The 22744-nt window shown below is 50.7% G+C and carries 22 protein-coding genes; 10 read left to right on the forward strand and 12 right to left on the reverse strand.

What is annotated here, in order from left to right; translation table 11 throughout:
- Window positions 1–11: 11 nt before the first annotated feature.
- A complete protein-coding gene (locus RIF25_RS08040) occupies window positions 12–1238 on the reverse strand; it encodes an FAD-dependent hydroxylase (protein WP_322878035.1) in 1227 nt (408 codons plus the stop codon).
- Between the two features lie 26 nt (window positions 1239–1264).
- Window positions 1265–1687, reverse strand: a complete 423-nt coding sequence (gene petE / locus RIF25_RS08045) for a plastocyanin (protein WP_322878036.1) — start codon at window positions 1685–1687, stop codon at window positions 1265–1267.
- A gap of 292 nt (window positions 1688–1979) precedes the next feature.
- Between petE and nblB the strand changes: the two genes are divergently transcribed.
- The 4 genes from nblB (at window position 1980) to RIF25_RS08065 (ending at window position 6952) form a co-directional block, all read left to right on the forward strand.
- A complete protein-coding gene (gene nblB, locus RIF25_RS08050; RefSeq protein ID WP_322878037.1) occupies window positions 1980–2648 on the forward strand; it encodes a phycobilisome degradation protein NblB in 669 nt (222 codons plus the stop codon).
- A 93-nt stretch (window positions 2649–2741) separates the two neighbouring features.
- Window positions 2742–4871, forward strand: coding sequence for a bifunctional arginine dihydrolase/ornithine cyclodeaminase (gene argZ / locus RIF25_RS08055; RefSeq protein WP_322878038.1), 2130 nt, complete (start codon window positions 2742–2744; stop codon window positions 4869–4871).
- Window positions 4872–5023: 152 nt separating this feature from the next.
- Window positions 5024–5581 carry a thioredoxin family protein gene (locus RIF25_RS08060; RefSeq protein ID WP_322878039.1) on the forward strand — a complete coding sequence of 186 codons (558 nt, stop codon included), beginning with the start codon at window positions 5024–5026 and terminating at the stop codon, window positions 5579–5581.
- 123 nt (window positions 5582–5704) lie between these two features.
- Window positions 5705–6952, forward strand: a complete 1248-nt coding sequence (locus tag RIF25_RS08065) for an FtsW/RodA/SpoVE family cell cycle protein (protein ID WP_322878040.1) — start codon at window positions 5705–5707, stop codon at window positions 6950–6952.
- A gap of 910 nt (window positions 6953–7862) precedes the next feature.
- On the opposite strand, the gene RIF25_RS08070 is transcribed toward RIF25_RS08065, so the two are convergent.
- Window positions 7863–9941, reverse strand: coding sequence for an NAD(P)/FAD-dependent oxidoreductase (locus RIF25_RS08070; protein ID WP_322878041.1), 2079 nt, complete (start codon window positions 9939–9941; stop codon window positions 7863–7865).
- 110 nt (window positions 9942–10051) lie between these two features.
- Here RIF25_RS08070 and RIF25_RS08075 point away from each other — a divergent pair, with 110 nt between their 5' ends.
- A complete protein-coding gene (locus tag RIF25_RS08075) occupies window positions 10052–10285 on the forward strand; it encodes a hypothetical protein (RefSeq protein WP_015125053.1) in 234 nt (77 codons plus the stop codon).
- Window positions 10286–10484: 199 nt separating this feature from the next.
- Complete coding sequence (locus RIF25_RS08080) at window positions 10485–11297, forward strand: DUF975 family protein (protein WP_322878042.1); 813 nt, start codon at window positions 10485–10487, stop codon at window positions 11295–11297.
- 41 nt (window positions 11298–11338) lie between these two features.
- On the opposite strand, the gene rsmA is transcribed toward RIF25_RS08080, so the two are convergent.
- From rsmA to RIF25_RS08105, 5 genes are all read right to left on the reverse strand, one after another.
- Entirely contained in the window at window positions 11339–12160 is an 822-nt protein-coding gene (gene rsmA, locus RIF25_RS08085) for a 16S rRNA (adenine(1518)-N(6)/adenine(1519)-N(6))-dimethyltransferase RsmA (protein ID WP_322878043.1), read from the reverse strand.
- Window positions 12160–13440, reverse strand: a complete 1281-nt coding sequence (eno, locus tag RIF25_RS08090) for a phosphopyruvate hydratase (RefSeq protein WP_322878044.1) — start codon at window positions 13438–13440, stop codon at window positions 12160–12162. The genes rsmA and eno overlap by 1 nt, the downstream gene beginning before the upstream one ends.
- Window positions 13441–13550: 110 nt before the next feature.
- Window positions 13551–14117 (reverse strand): hypothetical protein, encoded by a 567-nt coding sequence (locus tag RIF25_RS08095; RefSeq protein WP_322878045.1) that lies wholly within the window; start codon window positions 14115–14117, stop codon window positions 13551–13553.
- 97 nt (window positions 14118–14214) lie between these two features.
- A complete protein-coding gene (gene ald, locus RIF25_RS08100; RefSeq protein WP_322878046.1) occupies window positions 14215–15309 on the reverse strand; it encodes an alanine dehydrogenase in 1095 nt (364 codons plus the stop codon).
- 48 nt (window positions 15310–15357) lie between these two features.
- On the reverse strand, window positions 15358–15897 hold the full coding sequence (locus RIF25_RS08105) for a DUF3172 domain-containing protein (protein WP_322878047.1): 540 nt from the start codon (window positions 15895–15897) through the stop codon (window positions 15358–15360).
- A gap of 151 nt (window positions 15898–16048) precedes the next feature.
- Between RIF25_RS08105 and RIF25_RS08110 the strand changes: the two genes are divergently transcribed.
- The gene (locus RIF25_RS08110; RefSeq protein WP_322878048.1) at window positions 16049–17230 is read left to right on the forward strand and encodes a TRC40/GET3/ArsA family transport-energizing ATPase; all 1182 of its coding nucleotides are present in this window, start codon (window positions 16049–16051) and stop codon (window positions 17228–17230) included.
- A 17-nt stretch (window positions 17231–17247) separates the two neighbouring features.
- Window positions 17248–17949 (forward strand): esterase/lipase family protein, encoded by a 702-nt coding sequence (locus tag RIF25_RS08115; protein ID WP_322878049.1) that lies wholly within the window; start codon window positions 17248–17250, stop codon window positions 17947–17949.
- Window positions 17950–17968: 19 nt separating this feature from the next.
- Here the strand turns inward: RIF25_RS08115 and trpS are convergent, their stop codons facing one another.
- From trpS to RIF25_RS08135, 4 genes are all read right to left on the reverse strand, one after another.
- Window positions 17969–18982, reverse strand: coding sequence for a tryptophan--tRNA ligase (trpS, locus tag RIF25_RS08120; protein WP_322878050.1), 1014 nt, complete (start codon window positions 18980–18982; stop codon window positions 17969–17971).
- A 108-nt stretch (window positions 18983–19090) separates the two neighbouring features.
- Window positions 19091–19810: an endonuclease III gene (gene nth / locus RIF25_RS08125; RefSeq protein ID WP_322878051.1), complete on the reverse strand. Its 720-nt coding sequence runs from the start codon at window positions 19808–19810 to the stop codon at window positions 19091–19093.
- A gap of 99 nt (window positions 19811–19909) precedes the next feature.
- Window positions 19910–20401 carry an ester cyclase gene (locus RIF25_RS08130; protein ID WP_322878052.1) on the reverse strand — a complete coding sequence of 164 codons (492 nt, stop codon included), beginning with the start codon at window positions 20399–20401 and terminating at the stop codon, window positions 19910–19912.
- A gap of 45 nt (window positions 20402–20446) precedes the next feature.
- The gene (locus RIF25_RS08135; protein ID WP_322878053.1) at window positions 20447–20824 is read right to left on the reverse strand and encodes a hypothetical protein; all 378 of its coding nucleotides are present in this window, start codon (window positions 20822–20824) and stop codon (window positions 20447–20449) included.
- Window positions 20825–21121: 297 nt separating this feature from the next.
- Between RIF25_RS08135 and RIF25_RS08140 the strand changes: the two genes are divergently transcribed.
- Together RIF25_RS08140 and grrM are read left to right on the forward strand one after the other, a co-directional pair.
- Entirely contained in the window at window positions 21122–21421 is a 300-nt protein-coding gene (locus RIF25_RS08140; RefSeq protein ID WP_322878054.1) for a hypothetical protein, read from the forward strand.
- 63 nt (window positions 21422–21484) lie between these two features.
- Window positions 21485–22657 (forward strand): cyclophane-forming radical SAM/SPASM peptide maturase GrrM/OscB, encoded by a 1173-nt coding sequence (gene grrM / locus RIF25_RS08145; protein ID WP_322878055.1) that lies wholly within the window; start codon window positions 21485–21487, stop codon window positions 22655–22657.
- Window positions 22658–22744 lie beyond the last annotated feature (87 nt).

The raw sequence follows: 22744 nt of genomic DNA on the forward strand, positions 1-22744 counted from the left end.
ATAACCAGAATTTATTGCCCCCACAGGCCGGCCATAAACCGCAAGCTGAGATAACGAAATAGGGCTACTCGTCCCAGGCCGTGTAAAATCAACCGCCGTAGTTGGACAATGCCCCAGGCCTGGTTGGAAAAGAGCCGATTGAGGATATCTGTAAATCCTAGGGTGAGCCAGTTTTGCCACAGCCGCCAGCGTTGATAGCGTTTTAAGACCGAGATTGCACCGATATCTTCCTCCTGTTCCCAGGCCTGGAGAATCACTTGGGCGAGGGCCGCTGCATCCCGAATCCCTAAATTTAAGCCTTGCCCCCCCACCGGATGACAGGTATGGGCCGCATCCCCCACTAGGGCAAACCGAGATTGGACATAGGCCTGGCTCTGGCGAAGTCTGGTGGGAAATTGAAACCGTGGCCCAAGGGTCTGGAACTCTCCCATGGCCGGATCCAGATGGGGCTGGAGGGCTTGGCAAAATTCTCCATCGGTCATGTTGACCACAATATCGGCCTGGGGGGCGGGCAATGTCCAAACAATTCGATACCGCCTTGGGGAGAGGGGCAAGACACCCAGGGGGCCGGTGGGCCAAAAGCGTTCATAGGCAATGGGGGTCTGGGTTTGACTAAATTCCAGGGTAGCGACCACACAGTTTTGGGGATAGGGCCAGCCTTGTTGCGTAATCCCGACCTGTTGCCGGAGGGAAGACTGACTCCCATCGGCGGCAATGACTAGGCGGGCTTCTAGGGTTAAGGATTCCCCTGTAGAATTGCTTAAACTCAATCGAGTGGCATGGGACTGGGGGGTGATCCCTTGGACTACATAGGGGCAGAGATAGTGAATGTTAGGAGCTTGATTAATCGCCCTTTGCAACACAGACAGAAATGGGCCATGTTGGGCCACATAACCAACCGTCTCCATGCCAATATCCCTGGCCTGGTAGTGAACCACATAGGGATAATCCCCATCAGAGAGTTTAACTTCCGTAAAGGGCTGGAGTTGGAGTTGTAAATCTGACCAAATTCCCAGGCCAGTCAAAATTTTTTGAGAACATAAATGAAGTGCATAGGCCTGTTGTTTGGCCGCGGCCTGGGATTGGGTTTGACTTTCAACAACTGCCACAGTTAAGGCCTGATTTCGGAAAAAACTAGCCACGGTCAGACCAACAATCCCGCCGCCGACAATCACCAAATCATAGGCCTGGGCTGGGCTAAGGTTTTCTGGAACTGACCGTAAGGCTGTGGCAATCATCGGCAATCTCTAACTGGTTCTAAAATTTAACCCGTAATAATCAACTTCCCAACCATGCCAGCCCCCCGGTGTGGAGCGCAGAAATAGGCATATTCTCCGGGAGCCAACGCATCGGTAATTTCTAGCTCATAGGTTTCATTAGGTTTAACCATCAGCTTGCTATGGGAGAGTTCACCCACGAGATCAATGGTATCGGCGGGAACGTTGCTGCCATCAAAGATCACATTGTGGGGGGGAAGTTTATTGTTTTGCCATTGCACAATATCTCCTGGTTTGACGGTTAACGTGGCGGGTTCAAAGGCCAAATTGCCACTATCAGAGCCCATCCGGATGGTGTAGGTTTCTGCCGAGGCGACGGTGACTGGCCCCAACCAGGCCCCAACACAGGTGATGATCACCAACGCCAACCCAAGGAGAGGGGTAAAAAGACGGGAAAAGTTACGGTTCATGGTTCAAGCTTGCTCCTAACTGCGCCGTTGCGAGGGGATACAAATTCTGTGAATACTTAAGTTTTGTTAAGCCTCTTTAATATTAACAAAAGACCCCCGGCCTGGGTGAAAGCCCTTAAAATACCCAGTCCTAAACACCCTGTATCCCTTGACCCGCAAGCAATTTCTGAAAATTTAGGGATGCTGATTGAGAGGCAGATCCGGCTGAAAGTCCAAATAAGTTAATAAACCTGCTCCAAGAATCACTGTAGGATCTGCCTCAGTAAGTCTTAAGCAATGAATGGATTGAGGCATGACGACAGCAGCAGCAGTGCAGGCAGCTTTGGCTTCTCAAGACTTGGGAGATCGGCTCTCAGGAATCAATCAACTCCGGCAACTTCCCCCCGATGTCGCCTTTGAACTCATTCAACCCGTCATTCATGACCCCAATCCGCGCGTTCGTTACGCCGCAGTCAGTCAACTGTCGAGTTTGGGGAACTGTAACCTAGACAAGGCCCAGGCCCTGCTTTGTGATCGCCTCCATAACGATGGGGAAGTGGATGTGAAAGCCGCCGCCGCCGATGCCATTGGAGCCTTAAAACTCAGCGAAGCTTTTGCTGACTTAGCCAGTGTTTATAGCAACACATCCGAGTGGCTCTTGCAATTTAGCATTGTGGCAGCCCTGGGAGAACTGGGTAATCCCGCCGCAACCCCCCTGCTTTTGGCCGCCTTAGACACGGATCAAGAACTCCTCAAATTGGCGGCCATTGGCTCTTTGGGAGAACTAGGGGATCGGGCGATTTTACCAGTCTTAGCCAGCTACATTGACTATCCCGATTGGCAAGTCCGGCATCGCTTGGCCATTGCGCTGGGGCAAATTGGCGGGGCCCAGGCCGACAGTCTCTTGCATCAACTCAGCCAAGATAGCTCCAGTACGGTTGCGGAAACTGCCACAACGTTATTAGCCATGCAGTCTGCCTGAACTCAGGTATAATGACTCCTTGATGGCCAAAATGGCTAAATTTTCGCGACTCCCCATTTTCCAATTCAATTCAGCAAAGGTTTTTCCCCCGCTATGAGTTCTGTCTTGCGCTTTCTCATGTGTGCCCCAGAGCACTATGACGTGGACTATGTGATTAATCCTTGGATGGAAGGGAATATTCACAAGTCATCCCAACAGATGGCCCAAGAGCAATGGCAAGGACTCTATACTATTATTTCCAAACGGGCTGAAGTTGCCCTAGTTAAACCGGAAAAAGGCTGGCCGGATATGGTCTTTACGGCAAATGCTGGCCTGGTCTTGGGCGATACCGTAGTCCTGAGTCGCTTTTTCCACAAAGAACGCCAAGGGGAAGAACCCTATTTCCAGGCCTGGTTTGAGTCCCAAGGCTACACCGTCTATACTTTGCCCCAGGATTTACCCTTTGAAGGGGCTGGCGATGCTTTGCTGGATCGGGAAGGTCGCTGGCTTTGGGCCGGGTATGGCTTTCGGTCGGAGTTAGATTCCCATGCCTATTTGGCTAAATGGCTGGATATTGAAGTCTTATCCCTGCGCTTGATGGATGAGCGGTTTTATCATCTGGATACCTGTTTCTGTCCCCTCAGTGGTGGCTATCTCCTCTACTATCCCCCGGCCTTTGATGCCTACTCTAACCGTTTAATTGAACTCCGAGTTCCGGCGGAAAAACGGATTGCGGTGGCAGAACCCGATGCCGTCAACTTTGCCTGTAATGCGGTCAATATCCACCAAACCGTGATTCTCAACCAGGCCAGTGATGATCTGCAAAAAGCATTGAACCAGGCCGGGTTTGAAGTCATCGAAACGCCCTTAACGGAATTTCTCAAAGCCGGGGGAGCCTCGAAATGCTTAACCCTGCGTGTCACCGAACCCGTGCAAGTGGATATTCATGCCCAGGCCAGCTTGGAAACCCGCTTAATTCGTCTGGAGGGACATTTACTGGATTCTGGTCTCATCAATCGGGCCCTAGATGTGATTGTTGAAGGCGGCGGCAGCTTCCAAGTGGTGAATTTTCATCTCGGTGAACAACGGCAAAGCACCAGTCAAGCGGAAGTGCGGGTCACGGCCCCCTCGCGGGATGTCATGGAAGAATTGATGGCCCAACTGATTGACCTCGGGGCCATTGCTCCCCCCCAAGAACTCTGTGATAACAGCCTGGAAACGGTGATCCAAGATGGGGTTGCGCCGGATGACTTTTACGTCACAACCATTTATCCCACGGAAGTGCGGGTGAATTGTGCATGGGTACGAGTCCAGGGGCAGCGGATGGATGGCGCAATTGTCGTCAAGCAAACCCCAGAAGGCCCTGTTGCGGAATGTCGGCTCCTGCGGGATCTACTCAAAGGGGATCGGGTCGTTGTTGGCGTGGAAGGAATTCGCACCGTCCGTAAAACCGAAAGTCGGGAACAACGGGGCAGCAGCCAAGAATTTAGCTTTATGGGGGCCGGAGTCTCCAGTGAACGGCGGGTGGAATTGGTTGTGGAGCAAATTGCCTGGGAACTGCGGCGGATTCGGGATCAGGGTGGTAAGGTCGTCGTTGTCGCGGGGCCGGTGGTGATTCATACGGGCGGCGGCGAACATCTGGCCAAACTCATCCGGGAAGGCTATGTCCAGGCCCTGTTGGGGGGAAATGCCATTGCGGTTCATGATATGGAACAGGCGATGATGGGTACGTCCCTGGGTGTGGATATGAAGCGGGGTGTCTCGGTGCGGGGGGGACATCGGCATCATCTCAAGGTGATCAATCTGGTGCGGCGGGCTGGGAGTATTGCGGCGGCGGTGGAAAAAGGCTGGGTTTCCCAAGGGATTATGTACGAATGCGTCAAAAACAATGTTCCCTTTGCCTTGGCCGGTTCAATCCGCGACGATGGGCCGCTCCCAGATACGGAAATGGATCTGATTAAATGCCAGCGGGAGTATAGCCGCTTAATTCAAGGCGCGGACATGATTTTGATGCTCTCCTCGATGTTGCACTCCATTGGTGTGGGGAATATGACTCCGGCGGGCGTAAAACTCGTTTGTGTGGACATTAATCCGGCGGTGGTGACTAAATTAGCGGATCGGGGTTCAGTGGAGTCAGTCGGAGTCGTCACCGATGTTGGCCTGTTCCTGAGCTTAATGGTGCAGCAGCTGAACAAGTTAAATCGCCCCTATCAACAGGCCCGGCCTGGGCAATTAGTTTCTTAATATTGTTGGCAGCCGGTTGGACAGGGGGAATTGGTAAGGCTGATCTCAAGGAGGAGTGTGGGATAGTTCTCCAGCCTCCAGGGTGATGAAGGATGCTATACAGTAAAAACAGTTTGACTGGTCTTATTCCTCCGATCATAGGCACGTGATTTATGGCACAAGCATCACCCGCCACAGGGCAGCGGTTACGCAATTTTGTGATTGTCTTAGTTGCGATTTTCTTGGGCCTATCCATTTATATCGGTAGTGGCTCCCAAAATAACCCGGCAACCCTGGCCTATCAGGCTGAGAATTCAACCCCCTGGGCCGAAGCGCAAACCAATGGCAAGCCGACCCTGTTGGAGTTTTATGCCAACTGGTGCAGTAGTTGTCGAGCCATGGCCGCTGATCTTGGCACCCTTAAGCAAGACTTCCGAGAACGGGTCAACTTTGTCATGTTGAATGTCGATAACGACAAGTGGCTCCCAGAAATGCTGAAATATAACGTGGACGGAATTCCCCACTTTGTCTTTCTCAACCCCCAGGCCGAGGCAGTCGGGATGGCCATTGGTCAACAACCCTTGAAAATTATGACCAAGAATCTAACTGCCTTAGTCAATGGGCAATCCTTAGAATTTAATCAGGCCCTCGGGGAAACCTCGGCACTGAAAGCAAATCTTGGCCCCAAAACCGATGATCCTCGCAGTCATGGGGGTTTACCCAGCAGTTAAGGGAAACAAAGATTGTCGGACAATGGCCCTCGCCATGGAAATTGCATGGATTGCTCAACTGGGCCAAACACAGTCTAGGATGTCCTCAGCAAATATAGCTCTTCAAACCAGGATTGAGTCGTTGTGAAGTGGTGGCAGTTTATCCCGTTTGTTACACCCGGTATTCGGACTTGGAATCTTGAGGCGCGGCTGCTCCATTGGCTCACCCTGATCTGGTTGGGACTGGGGCTGCTGGTCTTATTTTCAGCCTCCTTCCACACTGGCCTGGTGGAAACTGGGGATGGTCTCTATTTTGTTGAACGGCAATGCCTCTGGATCTTTGCTGGCTGGATTGGGTTCCAATTTTTAATTCATACGCCCCTAGACCGCATTGCTCGCATTGCCTTACCTGGTTTTTTTCTCACCCTTGGCCTGGTCTTTGCCACCTATCTTCCTGGCGTAGGGAGTACGGTCATGGGGGCGACCCGCTGGATTAACTTGGGTATCTTTCAACTCCAGCCATCGGAATTCCTCAAACCCTTTCTTGTGCTGCAAGCGGCCTGGGTGTTCAGTCAGTGGTTTCGCTTAAAACTGGCATCTCGCTTGGTTTGGTTGGGGATCTTTGCCATCACCCTGCTTAGTATTTTGCTCCAACCCAACCTCAGCACCACCGCCCTTTGTGGCATGACCCTCTGGTTTATGGCCTTGGCGGCTGGCCTTCCCTATTGGCAGATGGGCGGGAGTGCATTTTTAGGGTTTGGTTTGGCTCTAACTAGCATTAGCTTGCGGGAGTATCAACGGCGGCGGGTGATGTCGTTTCTAGATCCTTGGGCGGATCAAATGGGTGATGGGTATCAGCTTGTCCAAAGCCTCTTGGCCGTTGGTTCGGGCGGGGTGACGGGGGCAGGATTTGGGATGTCCCAGCAGAAATTAGGCTATCTCCCGGTGGAGCATACGGATTTTATCTTTTCGGTCTTTGCTGAAGAAACTGGCCTGGTGGGTTGCTTGTTCCTCTTGTTGTTACTTGTTGCCTATGGAACTGTAGCCGTTAGAGTAGCAGACCGAACCGAAAATCCAACCAAGCGGCTGATTGTGGTGGGCTGTCTGGTGATCATTTTACTCCAGGCCTTGATCAATATTGGTGTATCCATCGGCATCTTACCGACCACAGGGTTGCCCTTTCCACTGTTTAGCTATGGGGGAAGTTCAATGATCGCCAGTCTCGCCATTGCTGGCCTGTTGATTCGGGCTGCCCGGGAATCCCAGATATCAGACGTGCGCTCAATCAATACCCAGCCAGCCCGTCAACCCCGGATCCGCCAGCGCAAAAGTAAATCTGCTTCAACTTCGGCTAGATTTCCGATCCCTAGTTCTAAAACAATCGGTCTGTGAGTCATGTACCCGGTTGGGATAACGTCAACGTACCCGGTGGGGATCGAACCAGCAACCGATCGCTTAGAAGGCGGTTTTCTTCAAGCCCAAATCCTTTTTTTATAAAGACTTTGATGATTTGTATAGCGTTACTCATTTAGGGTGAGATCGGGACAAGTCAGAAAATGCTTTGTGGGCAGTCTTTTTGACATTTCTACTCTCTCAGAACAGCCTGCGTAGCACTGTAGTACTTGATTGGACTGAAAAGTGGACTACCTTGAGAAAACCGATTGAGTTACCCAATGCCTATCTGAATTGCCTTGAGAGAGAGAAGCGAAGAAAGCGTAACCTCATTTGCCACTGATGGAGGACATCTGACTTCCCAGAGAGTCCTGGCTGGAGGCTGCTTAACAGGGCCGGAGATGGGGTAAGGGGATGTCATCTCAAGTTCTCCCGGTCATGTTCGTTGGGACGTGGTTCTGAGCCATGGGTAAACCATCAAGGACTGCTACTCCTGGTATTCAATGACCAAAGAAATGGGATACAAGCCCCGTCGTTCACGACGGCTTTGTTATAATCGGGATAGGAAATCTGCCACATCGCCAGAGGCTCGCACCGTAGAGTGGAGGAACCTGGAGGATCAGGGCAAACAACAGCGGTGGGACACATCGCAAAGAACTCTTGTGGAGGGTAAAGTCGTTGGACTCCCTGTGAAACAAGGAATCCTAGCCCTGCTTTACACGCAAGCTACAGGGCGGGGAGGATGTCAAATCACTATCCCCCCTGATCTAAAAGCAAGAAAGGAACAGCCAAGCCTGAGAAATGGCCAGTTTGGATTGAAAGGCGCACGAATTGTTGGAACCAGAAATTCAATACACGTTCTTGGAAATGTCTACTAGCTCTAGCCTAGGCTCAGAAGTTGAGTCAGGTTTTACGGATTTGGTGATTGGATAGTTCCAGCAGTGACCATTGGCCGGGGTAGGGTTGTTCCAGGCCGGGGCAGGGTGGGTAAGGTTTGCTCGATCCGGGGTTGGCCAACAGAATAGGTCAGGTCATAGCTCCAACAGAGTAACCGAAACCAAACCTGAGGAAATTTTGGCTCTAACCAGGCCTGGCTCTTTCTAATTAACCCTGGCAACCAGGCTCCAAACAAGGCATTCAAAAACGCCGCCCAAGTAAAGGTAAAGTAACTCCCCAACCAACGGGTCATATCCCAAGGGCCGACCATATCCCAAATCCAATAGAGTAAGCCCGGATTTTTCCAGGCCGCCGTAATCGCCATCCGATTAAAGGGCCACCAGCCAGCCCGATCCTTAATAAACCGATCCGCTAACTCCGGTGATTCCCCCGCCAAAATCCCAAAAAAGGTATTCAGCATCGCATTGACACGGTTGGGGGGTAAATTCCGCCCGGTGGGAACCATCATTCCGCGGGAAAATAGCCAAGTCACCGCCGTATTACTCTGGAAAGCCCGAATTTGATTGAGTTGCTCGGACTGTAAAAGATCGTGTTTGAGGGCTGTTTGGAGCAGATCCGTCAGGCGGGGCAAATTCCGCACTAGGGAGCCAAACCCGGTAAACACCAAGGGAGATTGTAAGGAGGCGGCATCCCCAATGGTCACGAGGCGATCAAAGGCAATAGTCCGATCTTGGCGATACAAGCTAAAGTGTCCGGGAATGTAGCCAAAGGTGGGTTTAATCCAGGCCAGGTCATCTAAATCACAACGGCGATACTCCGGCAAAATCTCAAAAAAGTCCTCATACATCTCCAACAGAGAACCGGGATTATCGGGATGGACTTTGTGATAGTGGAACAAATAAATCGTCAGTTCATCCCCCGCTGCCGGAAACAGTTCCCAAATGAGTTGCCGCCCCCGTGATAAATCCCCATGACTGTTCAAGACATCGCCGTAGTCAGCATCCCAAACTTGCGGATCTAGCCCGGAAATAATTGCCCCGACTGTTGGACAAACGCTATCAAAGGCCCGCCCGCCATTCAGTTGCCAAGCAATCGGGGAAGCAGTACCCATCGCATCCACTAAGAGTCGTCCAGTTGCGGTTTGGGGCTGTGCCGTGGGCCGATGGGTGGCTTGAATCTGCACCGCGTTGGGGTGAACAGTGGCCTTGATAAATTCAGTTTCGTCCCAAATTTCTCCCCCAGCCTGGCGGAGTTTTTGGCCACAGAGTTGGAGAAAGCGGCTGGAGTCGAGGGCAATATTTAAGACCGTGGGGGTGTGGAGAATCGGGGCCTGGCAATGCTTAGGCGTAGTCGCCGCGAAAAACTGGTTAAACCCATCTACATACTCACGGGCAATGATGCTGGCAAATTCCGCTGCCGTGAACAGGCCCAGATCAATCAGGTGTTGAAATTCCGCCCGCGAAATATTCCATTCCCGATTCATCCGGCCAAAGGGCAACCGCTCTAGTAACAAGACCCGATAGCCTAAACGTGCCATCACGGCCGCATGGACAACCCCGAGCGCGCCACCGATATAGATCAGGTCAAAATTGGGTGTTTCGGCCAGTTCGGAAGATTGACTGACAACCTGCTGTGGAGCCTGGGGATGACGAACGCCTTGCCGCCAGCGTTGCTCCCACCAATAAACCCGTTGCAGATCCGCTTCCCCATTGGGCATTTGTTGAAAATATTTAACCGTGCGGGGATAAAACGGCTCTAGGGCAGTAAAAATCGAGTTTTGGCTGAGATCAATTTCGGGTGGCTCTGGGTGTTGGAGTGGAAAAGCGGTGTGCAGAGATTTTTTCAGGTGTTGAAGCAAAGATGACTCTTGCGGAACCGGACTTTGACCCCAACGAAAGACTTTTAAGTAGGTGGTGCGCTGGAGTGACCAAGCAAAAACGGACAGTTCTGATGCTGTCCCCGGAAATTGCCAGCGAATCCCAGCGGTCGTGGCCTGAATTTGCCCCGCAAACGGCTGAAATTGGGACTGCAACCAGGCCTGGACATCTGTGGTGACGGGGGTTGGAACTTCGAGATAAAGGATTTCTTGCATTTTGTTTCAATCACACCCGAAAGGACTTGACAGATCGAGGAAATACAGTAAACTTCCAAATACTTAGTTTAAGAGAGTTTACAAATTTCTCATAATTGCTGCCCACACCTATGCATTATCCCATTCCTGGCAATCTCGCGGAAATGACTGAACTAGATCGTCAGCCGGTTAATGCTGAGTTGGTGGCTGCAGCCATTGCCGGGGTGGTAAAAATGGCCCGGGATCAGGGACAAACTTTAGAAATGTTGCAATTAGAAGTTTTGGCAGAGGACTATTTATTAGATGCGACCACGCGCCGCTGGCTAAGTGAGTTGGTGGGCCAGGCCTGGGAAACCTGTCTTTAGATATTTTTTAACTCTAAAGTTTAATCCATGACTGGGTAGGGACAGGGAACTCAAACACAGGTGGCCACTGGTTCTGCCGAGAGGGGATAGCTGGGTTCTGACTATCTGAGATAATCTAAAGGCGATGAATCATCTTAGCTACCAGGCCTGGAGGGTTGGAGTCGGGATGGGGTAATTCTCAGGTGTGAGGAAACAGGGTATGTATGACCAACGGAATAGTTCTAATGGCCTAGATCGCCGCAATTATCAAGTCAGTATTGGGTTGTTTTTGGGGGAAGGCTGGCAGATTATTAGCCAAAATGTGGGTGGATTCATTGGCTTTTTTGTCATTAGTTTCATCATCAGCATCGTCTTGAGCAATATCCCTGGCGGCGCGCTGGTGAATGGTTTTGTTTCGGCGATTCTAGTTGCTGGTAATTATATTGTTGGCTTCAAGCTGCTCCGGGGGCAACCGACTTCTTTTGGGGATTTTTTCACCGGTTTTCAGGGTAATCGCTTTCTACCCATTCTTTTAACTAGCTTGCTGACTGGGTTATTTTCCGGCATTTTTAGCATTTTAGCGAGCATGGCTTTTGTGGTTGGCTTTCTCCCCTCCTTTAAGAGCATCCTGGAGCGGCTCCAAATGGAAGCAACTTCCCCGGATAAAGAACTTGATCAAATGGTGGATTTATTGCAGCGACTGCCGGAAATTCCCGCTGGTGCGACACTAATCCTCATTATCCTAGGTATTATTCTCCTGGTTCCCGCTATCTATCTGGGCGTGGCCTATACCTTTGCAGTCCCATTAGTGGTGGAACGGCGGATCGAATTTTGGGCCGCCATGGAAGCCAGTCGGAAAACCGTAACCCATCAGTGGTTTGGCATCTTTGGTTTATTGTTTGTGCTTGGCTTGATTAACTTTGCCGGGGCTTGCCTCTGTGGCCTGGGGTTATTGGTAACGGTTCCCCTCAGTTATGGGGTGATTGTGGCCGCCTACAATAATATTTTTGGGTTATCGGATCAGCCTATTTAAGCCTATTTACGATTTAATTGCCCCTGCCTAAACCGAAGTAGCTAGTCTGAGAGGACTGATTCCAGGCCAGCTTGATCTAACCAATTGCTGAATTGAATCCAAGTTTTTAAGTCTAGATTTTCGGCTCTAGTTTGGGCAGAAATATTTAAGTCTTGAAAGGCGTTGAGGAGAACCTCCCGCTCCACCCGGCCCTTGAGGGTATTGATCAACATTTTTCGGCGGGTGGCAAAGCCCAGTTGAATCAACTCATCTAATAGTGGGGGGCAATCACAGGGAATCAGCGGGGGCTGGGGAGTGAGGCGAATGACGGTGGAATCTACTTTGGGGGGTGGAAAAAAAGCCGTTGGGGGCACATGACAAATTTTCTCGGGCTTGGCTAAATATTGCACCCGTAAGGACAAGGCTCCATAGGCTTTATCGGCCGGACTGGCTAAAATGCGGCTGGCGACCTCGGCCTGGATCAGTAAAACGAGGGATTGAAAGGGCTGGGTCTGGGGTTGGCTAATCGTTCCCAAGAGCTTGATTAAAATTGGCCCGGTGATGTTGTAGGGAATATTGGCGACGACTTTATTCGGCTTGGGGTCAGGTAGGCCCGCTAAATCTAACTTGAGGAAATCTGCCAGAATTAGATGCCAGTTCGGGTGAGTGAGCGTTGTGGTTAGGGCCTGGTGCGCCTCCCGATCCACTTCCACACTGGTGACTTGCCCGGCCTGGTCTAAAAGCGGTCGCGTTAATACCCCTGTGCCTGGGCCAATTTCCAAGACATGATCCTGGGGGGCAAGATCCGCGGCCTGGAGAATTTTGCCCAAAACCCGCGAACTCTGTAACCAATGCTGCCCAAACCGCTTTTGCGGCCGCACCATTACCGCGGGCCCAGGCCAACAGCACCGGCATAGACGGCATTGTCCCCTAGGTCATCTTCAATTCGCAGCAGGCGGTTATATTTCGCCACCCGTTCACTGCGGCAAAGAGAGCCAGTCTTAATTTGTCCGGCCCGAGTCGCAACAGCGAGATCTGCAATCGTGGTATCTTCCGTTTCCCCAGAGCGATGACTAATCACCGAGCGATAGGCATTCCGAGTCGCCAGATCAATGGTTTCTAGGGTTTCCGTGAGGGTACCAATTTGGTTGAGTTTGATCAAAATTGAGTTGCCAATGTGTTGCTCAATCCCCCGCTTAAACCGAATTGGGTTGGTGACAAATAAATCATCCCCCACCAGTTGAATTTTGCGGCCCAGTTTTTCCGTCAGGATTGCCCAATTTTCCCAATCATCTTCATGGAGGCCGTCTTCAATCGAAACAATCGGATAGGCCTCGGCAAGCTCACCCAGATAGTCAATTAAATCAATCGGGTTGCGGGTCACGCCATCGTAGGTGTATTTCCCATCGGCATAAAACTCACTGGCCGCCACATCCAACGCTAAAGCCACCTCATCCCCCGGCTTAAACCCAGCCAACTCAATGGACTGCATCAAAATATCCAGGGCCGCCCGATTGGAGCTAAGATTCGGGGCAAATCCGCCTTCATCGCCAACCCCCGTCAACAGGCCTTGATCTTTGAGAACTTTACTCAGGGCGGCAAACACCTCGGCTCCCCAGCGCAAGGCCTCCTTAAAGGAACTAGCTCCGGCCGGGACAATCATGAACTCTTGGATATCCACATTGTTGTCGGCATGGGCTCCTCCGTTAATCACGTTCATTAGGGGAACAGGGAGCAAGTTGGCCAATGGCCCACCCAAATAGCGATATAGAGGCACATCCAAGGCAAACGCACAGGCCTTCGCCGCCGCCAACGAGACCGCCAAAATCGCATTGGCCCCAAGATTGGATTTATTGGCCGAGCCATCCAGATCAATCATCAACCGATCCAGGCCCACCTGATCCGCGGCATCAAAATCAATCAGGGCCGGGAGAATTTTTTCTTCGATGTTGTCCACGGCCTGGAGTACCCCTTTACCGCCATAGCGCGACTTGTCCCCATCTCGAAGTTCATGGGCTTCAAAACTGCCAGTCGAGGCTCCACTGGGAACTTGGGCCAGGCCAATAATGCCACAGGCCAACTCTACCTCTGCTTCCACAGTCGGCCGCCCGCGGGAGTCGAGAATTTCCCGGCCGTGAATGGCGACAATGGCGGTATCCAACATCATGCTTTCCTCTGAATCGCTCGCTTGAGTCCAGCTAAGATTTTACTCTTAACTATCCATGCACCTATGTAGTTATCCCAAAACTCTTAAGCATTGCTCATTTAATAGATTTAATCTTCAGAAGCCAGAACTTGACCGCGGCGTTTGCGTGCTTCCAGGGCCTGGGCAATTAAATCCAACAGGCCGGGGGCTTCATTTTGAATCGTTAACAATAACCGCTCACCCACCGCCAAATCATCACTGGAATTTTCTGGAACAGCCATCATGATTTCTTTCACCTTAGGGATGGTCGTATCCACAATTTCTACTAAGGCCGTTAAACAGCGATAGAATTGCCGTTCCGTCAGGGTGCCATCCTCAAGGGGAAACTCAATAATGGCCCGAATCTCCCCATCGGAGGCATCATATTCCCATTGGAGCATTTTCGTTTCCCAGGAAATCCCCAGCAGGGTTTGTAAAATCACTTCTTTATAGGCATGATGCTGGACTCCAGGCAAAATATCCGGGGCAAAGAGCTTAAAAAACTCCCCCTCTTCGTCCAGTTGAATCACGACCACAAACCGATCTAAGTTATCGCCCGTTACCCCAGTAATGATTTGGTTGTAGGCCGTATCCAGTTTGTAATTGAGTTGGTGATGATCCAGATATTGGGCAATTTGTTCTAGGGCGATGGCCATGATTCATGCTCCAGGCCGGTTTTTCTTTACCCTATCACTATCTTGGCCTGGTCTTTTTGGGGTTTATCTAAATTTTTGGGTATGTTAAGGGATCACCTCAAAGGAGATCCGGAAACTCTTTATGGAGGGCAGGGTGGATAAGGCGGTGATTTTGGACATTGATACCCAGGCCCAGGCCCCGATCTTGATCACAGGCTTCGATCCCGAGATCCGCTAATTTCAACACAAAGGGTAAGGTGCTATTGGTCAAGGCCTGGGTGGCAGTGCGGGGAACGGCTCCGGGCATATTCGGCACACCATAGTGAACGACCCCTGCTTCTACATAGGTGGGTTGAGAGTGGGATGTTGGTCGGAGTGTTTCAATACAGCCCCCCTGATCCACTGCCACATCCACAATCACCGATCCTGGAATCATCTGCTGTACCAGGCCCCGCGAGACTAAACAAGGCGGTCGCTGGCCGGGAATCAACACTGCCCCAATCAGTAAATCAGCCGTGGGAATCACTTGGGCGAGGGCATTGGAGGTGCTGTAGAGATAATTTACCCGGGCACCAAACAGGGTTTCCAGATAACACAGCCGCTCAACATTGACATCAAAAATCGTCACATTGGCCCCACAACCGACCGCAATCCGGGCCGCCTCAGTCCCCACGACCCCACCGCCCAAGATCACCACCTGGCCAGGTTGGACACCGGGTAAGCCACTGAGTAATATCCCCCGCCCCCCTTGAGAACGCTCTAAAAACCGGGCCCCAAACTGCACCGCCAATCGTCCAGCAATCATGCTCATCGGGGTTAAGAGGGGAAAACTGATTTGGCCACCCCGCTCCCGTTCCACCGTTTCATAGGCAATGGCAGTTAAATCCGTCTTTAAGAGGGTTTCAGTTAGGTCTCGATTAGCGGCTAAGTGTAAGTAGGTAAACAAAATCTTGGGAAGTGTTAAAAACTGATACTCACTAGCCAGGGGTTCTTTGACCTTAATGACCATCTCCTCATCCCAGGCCTGGGCCGCGGTGGCCACAATCTTAGCGCCAACCGCTTGATAATCTGCATCCCTAAACCCTGACCCCAGGCCGGCCCCCGATTCCACAAAGACCTGATGCCCCCGCTCCTGTAACGCTTGCACCGCTGCCGGACTTAAGCCAACTCGGAATTCCTGGTCTTTGATTTCTTTGGGTAAACCGATATTCATGACAGGCCTGGAAGGAGATTATGATGAACAAAAAACAGGCACAGATGCCTAAAAGTTATTGGTTTCAGATGGGTTATTCCCCAGGCCTGGCATTCCCAAAAACAAATTTTGATCAGCATTGCTTTGATAGAGGCAGTTAATTTTGGGGGAGTTTTCAATGGAGCCAGTAAATCCAAAGGTATTCAACCGTTGCCGACATTCTCGCAGTTGATCCCCCGTAATCAGTTTCCGCTGCTCTAGTAAGCCAATATTATTGGCCCGCACTACACAGCCCGGTTGCATCACAGGTTGAGAGACAAAGACATTAAAGGGATTGAAGGTAACAAACACCCGCGAATCTACCACGATGGCACTGGCTCCATATTGGACACAGAGTTCAGGATTAGGGGCACTTTGGTCAATGAACTGGGTCGAGGCGACATTTTCCGGGGCCAATGTGGTGGTTTTACTAAAGGCAACGCCAACGCCAATTCCCAAAATAAACACGCCTCCCAATACCGCTAAGGTGGTGGAATTCATTGGAGATGTGGAAGCCGCAGAACGGGCGGGGCGAGGGGGGACGTTGCGGGGGGGGGGACGACGGGGCATAGACCTATCAACTAACAATTAACCTGATGATGCTACTCCAGTATGCCCTGCCAATTGGGTGTTTGGGGATCAGCCTGGGGCCGAGGAGTCATTATGAACAAGCTGCAAAATTTCTTTACAATGAGAAAGCAGTAACGCGGTTGTAGCCCTAATGCGTGTAATTTTAATGACCGGAAAAGGTGGTGTCGGAAAAACATCTGTGGCGGCGGCAACGGGGTTACGCTGTGCAGAATTGGGCTACAAAACCCTAGTATTGAGTACGGATCCGGCCCACTCTCTGGCGGATAGTTTTGATCAGGAATTGGGCCATGTTCCAGCCCCGATCAGTCCGAATCTTTGGGGAGCGGAATTAGATGCGCTGATGGAGTTGGAAGACAATTGGGGGGCCGTCAAGCGGTACATTACCCAGGTGCTACAGGCGCGGGGACTGGAGGGAGTCCAAGCGGAAGAACTGGCAATTCTGCCCGGCATGGATGAGATTTTTGCCCTAGTCCGGATGAAACGCCATTATGACGAAGGTCTCTATGAAGTCTTGATTATTGACTCAGCCCCCACCGGAACAGCCCTGCGATTATTGAGTCTCCCAGAAGTCAGTGGTTGGTATATGCGGCGGTTCTATAAGCCCTTACAACGGATGTCGGTGGCCCTGCGCCCATTAGTAGAACCGATTTTTAAACCCCTCGTGGGCTTTTCCTTACCCGATCAAGCGGTGATGGATGCTCCCTATGAATTTTATGAGCAGATTGAAGCCCTCGAAAAAGTCTTGACGGATAATGCAGTCACGTCAGTCCGGCTCGTCACCAATCCCGAAAAAATGGTGATTAAGGAATCTTTACGGGCCCATGCTTACCTGAGCTTGTATAACGTGGCAACCGATTTAGTTGTGGCTAACCGAATTATTCCCGATACCGTCAGTGATCCCTTTTTTGCCCGTTGGAAAGAGTCACAACAACAATATCGCCAAGAAATCCATGATAATTTTCGCCCATTGCCTGTGAAAGAAGTGCCGTTGTTTGCCGAAGAATTGTGCGGGTTAGCGGCGCTCCACCGTCTCAAGGATACCCTCTATGCCAATGAAGACCCGGCCCAGGTCTATTACAAGGAAAATACGATTCGGGTGATTGCAGACCAGGGGGAATATAGTCTGGAGCTTTATTTGCCGGGGATTCCTAAGGAAAAAATTGAACTGAACAAAAATGCAGATGAGTTAAATATTCGGATTGGGAATCATCGCCGGAATATGGTTCTCCCCCAGGGGTTGGCCGGAATGCAGCCCATCGGAGCCAAAATGGACGAAGATTATTTGAAAATTCGCTTTGCTAACGTCTCCTAAGGTCAGTACTGGAGTTTATGTCCCTACCTGTTGTGATTTTGCCGGGCTATTTAGCAGGTGCCGATGATTATGTTCCCCTCCAAAAAAGCCTTTTGGCCTTGGGGATTCCAGCCAGGATTGTCCCCTTGCGCGGGCAGGATTGGTTAGTCACCATTGGCGGCCGGCCCGTCATCCCGATCTTGGCTCAATTGGCAGCGACAGTGGCCCAGGCCCAGGCAGAATCAGGACATGAACAGGTGAATATCATTGGCCATTCGGCGGGGGGGTGGATTGCGCGGGTCTATTTAGGGGATCAACCTTACTGTGGCCAGGCCTGGGATGGGAAACGTCATGTTAAAACCCTCGTTAGTTTAGGCACACCCCACACCAGCCAAGAACGATGGACGCGGAAAAACCTGGATTTTGTCAATACCACCTACCCCGGGGCTTTCTATGACCAAGTGCAATATATCTGTGTCGCGGGCAAGGCGATTTACGGACAGAATGCTTGGCCCCTGGAGCGTTGGTTTACCTATCAAAGCTATCAACTCACCTGTGGGGAGGGCCAGGCCTGGGGGGATGGAGTTACGCCTGTGGTTTCGGCCCATTTAGAGGGAGCAGAAAATATCACCTTAGAGGGGGTTCTCCACGCGCCCCGGAGTCGTTCCCGCGATTGTCCCAATGCCCCTTGGTATGGTACTGAGTCGGTGATTTCCAGTTGGGTGAATTACTTTACTTAAAGGCTTAACCAGAGCTTAACTAAAACGTTGGACAAAATCCCATCGCATTCCGCACTTGATTGAGCGTTTCTTGGGCTACTTTTTCAGCTTGGGTTTGGCCCTCTCGAAGCACCTGGGCTAAATAATTTTTATCGGACATGATTTCTTGATACCTGGCCTGGATTGGGTTGAGCGCGGCAATGATTGCATCGGTGAGTAAGGGTTTGAACTGCCCCCAGCCCATTTCGCCACATTCCGCCGCCACGGCCGCCTTAGTTTGATTTGTGAGTACCATATAAAGCCCTAACAAATTGTTGCATTCCGGCCGTTCTGGATCATCAAAGACCAGGCCCCGCTGGGGATCGGTTTTACAGCGTTTAATTTTCTTCCGAATTTCATCAGGACTATCGAGGAGGTTAATCCGGCTGAGTTCCGAGGGATCGGACTTGGACATTTTTTTAGTCCCATCGGTTAAGCTCATCACCCTAGCTCCTTCTGTCCGAATTAAGGGTTGGGGGAGTTTGAGGACTGGTTTTGCCTCAGACCCAAACAAATAATTGACACGCACGGCAATATCACGGGTTAACTCCAAGTGTTGTTTTTGATCCTCGCCCACGGGCACAAGGTCGGCCTGGTAAAGCAAAATATCCGCAGCCATCAACACCGGATAATCCAATAACCCAGCGCAAACATTTTCCCCCTGCTTAATGGCTTTTTCCTTGAACTGGATCATATCTTCGAGCCAATTCAGGGGCGTAATGCAGTTCAGCAGCCAGGTCAGTTCCGCATGGGCCGAAACATGGGATTGGACAAATATCTTTGCGTGGGCCAAATCAATGCCACAGGCCAGGTAGAGAGCCGCCACCTTGAGGGTATTTTCAGCCAGGGTTTTGGGATCATGGGGGACGGTAATGGCGTGTAAATCTACCACACAAAAGTAGTTTTCATAGTTGGCCTGGCCAGCCACCCAATTGTGAATCGCCCCTAAATAGTTCCCTAAATGTAAACTTCCTGTTGGTTGAACCCCTGAAAGAACCCGTTGTTTGCTGGTCATGATGCTGGTCAATAGTAGTGAAATGGCTGGCCTGGTGGCGTTTGGATTAACGTTAAAACCTTGCGGCCCTTGATTTTACCCCCTCATGGCCTGGGTTAGCTCAAAGCATCAGGAGTCATCGGTAATTTTTCTGGGGTTGGGGCCGGGTGGGGGCGGTTCAAAGCGGGGTGGTTGGGGTTTGGGGGCGGTGGGACAGAGATCAGCTAAATCACATTGCTCACAGAGGGGTTTGCGGGCATTACAGATGGCACGACCGTGATAAATCAACCGAATTGACCAGTTTTCCCAGTCCGGTTGGGGCAGGAGGCGCATTAAATCCCGTTCAATTTTGATTGGTTCTGTCGCTTTGGTGAGGCCGAGGCGTTGACTGAGGCGTTTAACATGGGTATCTACGGTTACGCCCATATTGATTCCATACCCGTGGGCTAAGACAACATTGGCGGTTTTGCGGGCCACCCCAGGCAGAGTCAAGAGGTCTTCCATAACTTTGGGGACTTCGCCGCCATAGACCGTAACAATCCGCTCACAGGCCCCTTGGATGTGCTTGGCTTTGTTGCGATAAAAACCTGTAGAGCGAATTAAGGCTTCAATTTCCCTAATATCAGCACTAGCCAAGGCCTGGGCATCGGGAAAGCGGGCAAACAAGGCTGGGGTAACTTGATTGACCCGTTCATCAGTACATTGGGCAGAGAGGATTGTTGCCACGAGTAACTGGAGAACCGTTTCATAGTTCAGGCTACAGGTGGCATCAGGATACAAACGCTGCAGGCGAATCAGGAGTTCGAGGGCCCGTTGTTGATTGGCTGAGAGTTTGCGTGTAATGGCCATAGAGGCAATATTTTAGAGATTGGTCGTTAAGGAAGTTTGCCTATTATATATTTGAAGTAAATAATTCTCATGCCCTGTTTGGGGAGCAGGTAAAGGAGTTTATTTGGGAGAGAATATGTTACTGGTTTTATGTTTTATAACTTGAGAGACAAACTTTGGCCCTGGTACGATTATTAATCCTAGTTGCTGTAATAGTCCCAACGCATGGCCTTGTCCCCAATGTTCAGCAATTTTGCCATTTTCGAGACGATCAATGTGCATGACTTCGATACTGACTCGCTGGTGAGTTGCTGGTAATCCCTGAAACGGGCCAGAGTGGAGGGTACAAAAGGTTCCAGATGTAATGACTCGGTCTTCAGTTGTGACAATTTCCGTAAAGGTATGCTCCCCTTGGGTAAATGCAGTGTAAAAAGAGAGTCCAAATGCTTGAAACTCTGGCAGGCCCAATGTCTCCGGTATTCCAGCAAGGTGGGCCGTGAAGTTGGCAGAAAGAAGGGCGATAGCCTGATCAATCTTGCGTTCATCAAAAGCGCGATAGAACCCCAATACTAGAGATGTATTAGCCCTAAGGAGGTTTTCATGCTCTGCCATTGGATACTTTGCCTCATGTCATGAAGAGCTAGAGTCAGTTCGAGCCTACTCGCGAATGTCTAAGGTATCGAGATCAATGGCCTGGGATCCGCCTTGGGCCAGGAGGCTGAGGAGTTTACCCAATTGCGACCAAATTAACGCCCCTGTCCCTAAGGTCAAAATGAAGGAGACAATCCCACTCAGCCAGAGGGGAAACCCATAGATGGACAAACCAGAGGCGAGAAAGGAACAAACCCCCCCGCAAATGCCCAAATACGGGACAAAAAGTTGCTCCCCTTGGAGTTGGCTGAGGATTCGAGTTGAGCGCGTCCGTGACCATTCCCCAACCCGTTCTTTTAAGGTAATTTCAAAGGCCCGGCCACAGGCGATGGCAGCCACTAAACTAGCAACCAGTAAAAAATAGGGCGGCTCAATATACCCCACAACCAACTCCTTAAGATTTAATCAAAATAATTAAAGATTCTTTACTTAGGGTACAGCAAGATTTACCCCAATTCGGAGGACTGTAGCCTAACCGGACTGGGCAAATCCCGACAACATAATTTCAACATCGCGCCACCCTAGCCCAGGCTTGAATATCTTTGTCATATTTCCATCACAGTTAGCTAGATTGTGACAGCCCATCATCCCAGGCCCAAACAAACGCGGCAACCCAGTCTATAATGCAACCGATGTAGTAAATTGAGATTGTCTTCTTCAGCAGTTGGGTTATGGCGCGCTATGCCGAATGAAACAAATACAGTCACCCATGGCACGGCGAGTTTATTGTTTTTGTTAACCCTCCTTCATGCCAATTCTGCCCAGGCCAAGGTAGTCCTAACCTCAACTGCGCTGCCTTCCCCCACGATTCCGGCCCGTTTAGCGGCAGTGCGAAACCAATTAGAGGCTGGTAAACAGTTTGCTCCTACTAGTGTGGGTAGGTTTGGGGAAAATTTACACTTGGCGGCCTGGGAAGATAGTTGGGTGAATTTTAATGATGGAGCCTATTGGGAAGATATTTGGTCAGACTTTAGTAATTAGCCAGTCATTAGTCAATCATTAGCCATCTTACAGACACCTTAAAATATCCAAATATCCCTGGAAATGCTTATTTCTTCAACAGAGTTGGCAACCTTTGGCCCGTTCCGACTGGTGATCATTCAACCAACGCCATTCTGTAACATTAACTGTGATTATTGTTATTTACCGGATCGGCAATCTCGCCAGATTTTAGACTTAGGTTTAATAGAGCCAATTTTTACCAATCTTCTCGAGAGTCGGTTTTTGGGACAGCACTTTACTGTCTGTTGGCACGCGGGTGAACCCTTGGCCGTTCCGATTGAGTTTTATCACCAGGCCATGGGGCAGATTACCGCAATTCAGGGCCGTTATCCTCAAGTTTATTGCCTCATTACCCATGCCCTCCAGACCAATGGCACCTTAATTACTCCGGCCTGGTGTGAGTTATTTCAGCAGTACCAAATCTCAGTTGGTGTCAGTATCGATGGCCCCGCTTTTTTACACGATGCCCACCGGCAAACCCGCACTGGCCTGGGCACCCACGGGGCAACCCTGCGCGGTATTCAGCATCTCCAGGCCTGGAACATTAACTTTCACACCATTACCGTCCTGACCCAAGAAACCTTACGCCACCCCCAGGCCCTGTTTGACTTCTTTTGGGAGGCAGGGATTCATAACATTGGGTTTAATGTTGAGGAAATTGAAGGGGCCCATGGCCAATCCAGTTTGCAGGGGAATACAGAAGATTTATATCTCGAGTTCATGACAACATTTTGGCAGTTAACTAAGCAAACCCAAGGAAAACTAAGGGTGCGGGAATTTGATCGCATTAGTGAGTTTCTCTATACCCAAAAACAACTATCCCGGAATCAACTCTGTACCCCCTTTGCGATGGTGAATATTGATGTTGAAGGTAACTTTTCCACCTATTCTCCAGAACTGCTGGGGATGACCAGTGATGACTATGGGCGGTTTATCCTCGGTCACGTTCAGACAGATTCCTTTGAGGCTGCTTGCTTCACCCCGAAGTTTGCCCAAATCTATGCCGATATCCAGGCCGGAGTCAGCGCGTGTCGCGACCGTTGTGGTTATTTTGCGATCTGTGGTGGGGGCGCGCCCAGCAATAAGTATTGGGAACACGGGACATTTCAAGCCACCGAAACCCTCCATTGCCGCTACACCCAACAATTACTCCTAGATGTAATTCTGGCGGATGTGGAACAGACCCTTGGGCAAATTATGCGCCAATCTGAATAGAAGCCGATCCCAGTCCAGACCCACAGGGGCAAATTCCCCGGAAAGACCCTTTAAGATGTGAGAGTCTTCAGTCCGGCCATCATCCAG

This window comes from Pseudocalidococcus azoricus BACA0444, from assembly GCF_031729055.1.
Classification (GTDB): Bacteria; Cyanobacteriota; Cyanobacteriia; order Thermosynechococcales; family Thermosynechococcaceae; genus Pseudocalidococcus; species Pseudocalidococcus azoricus.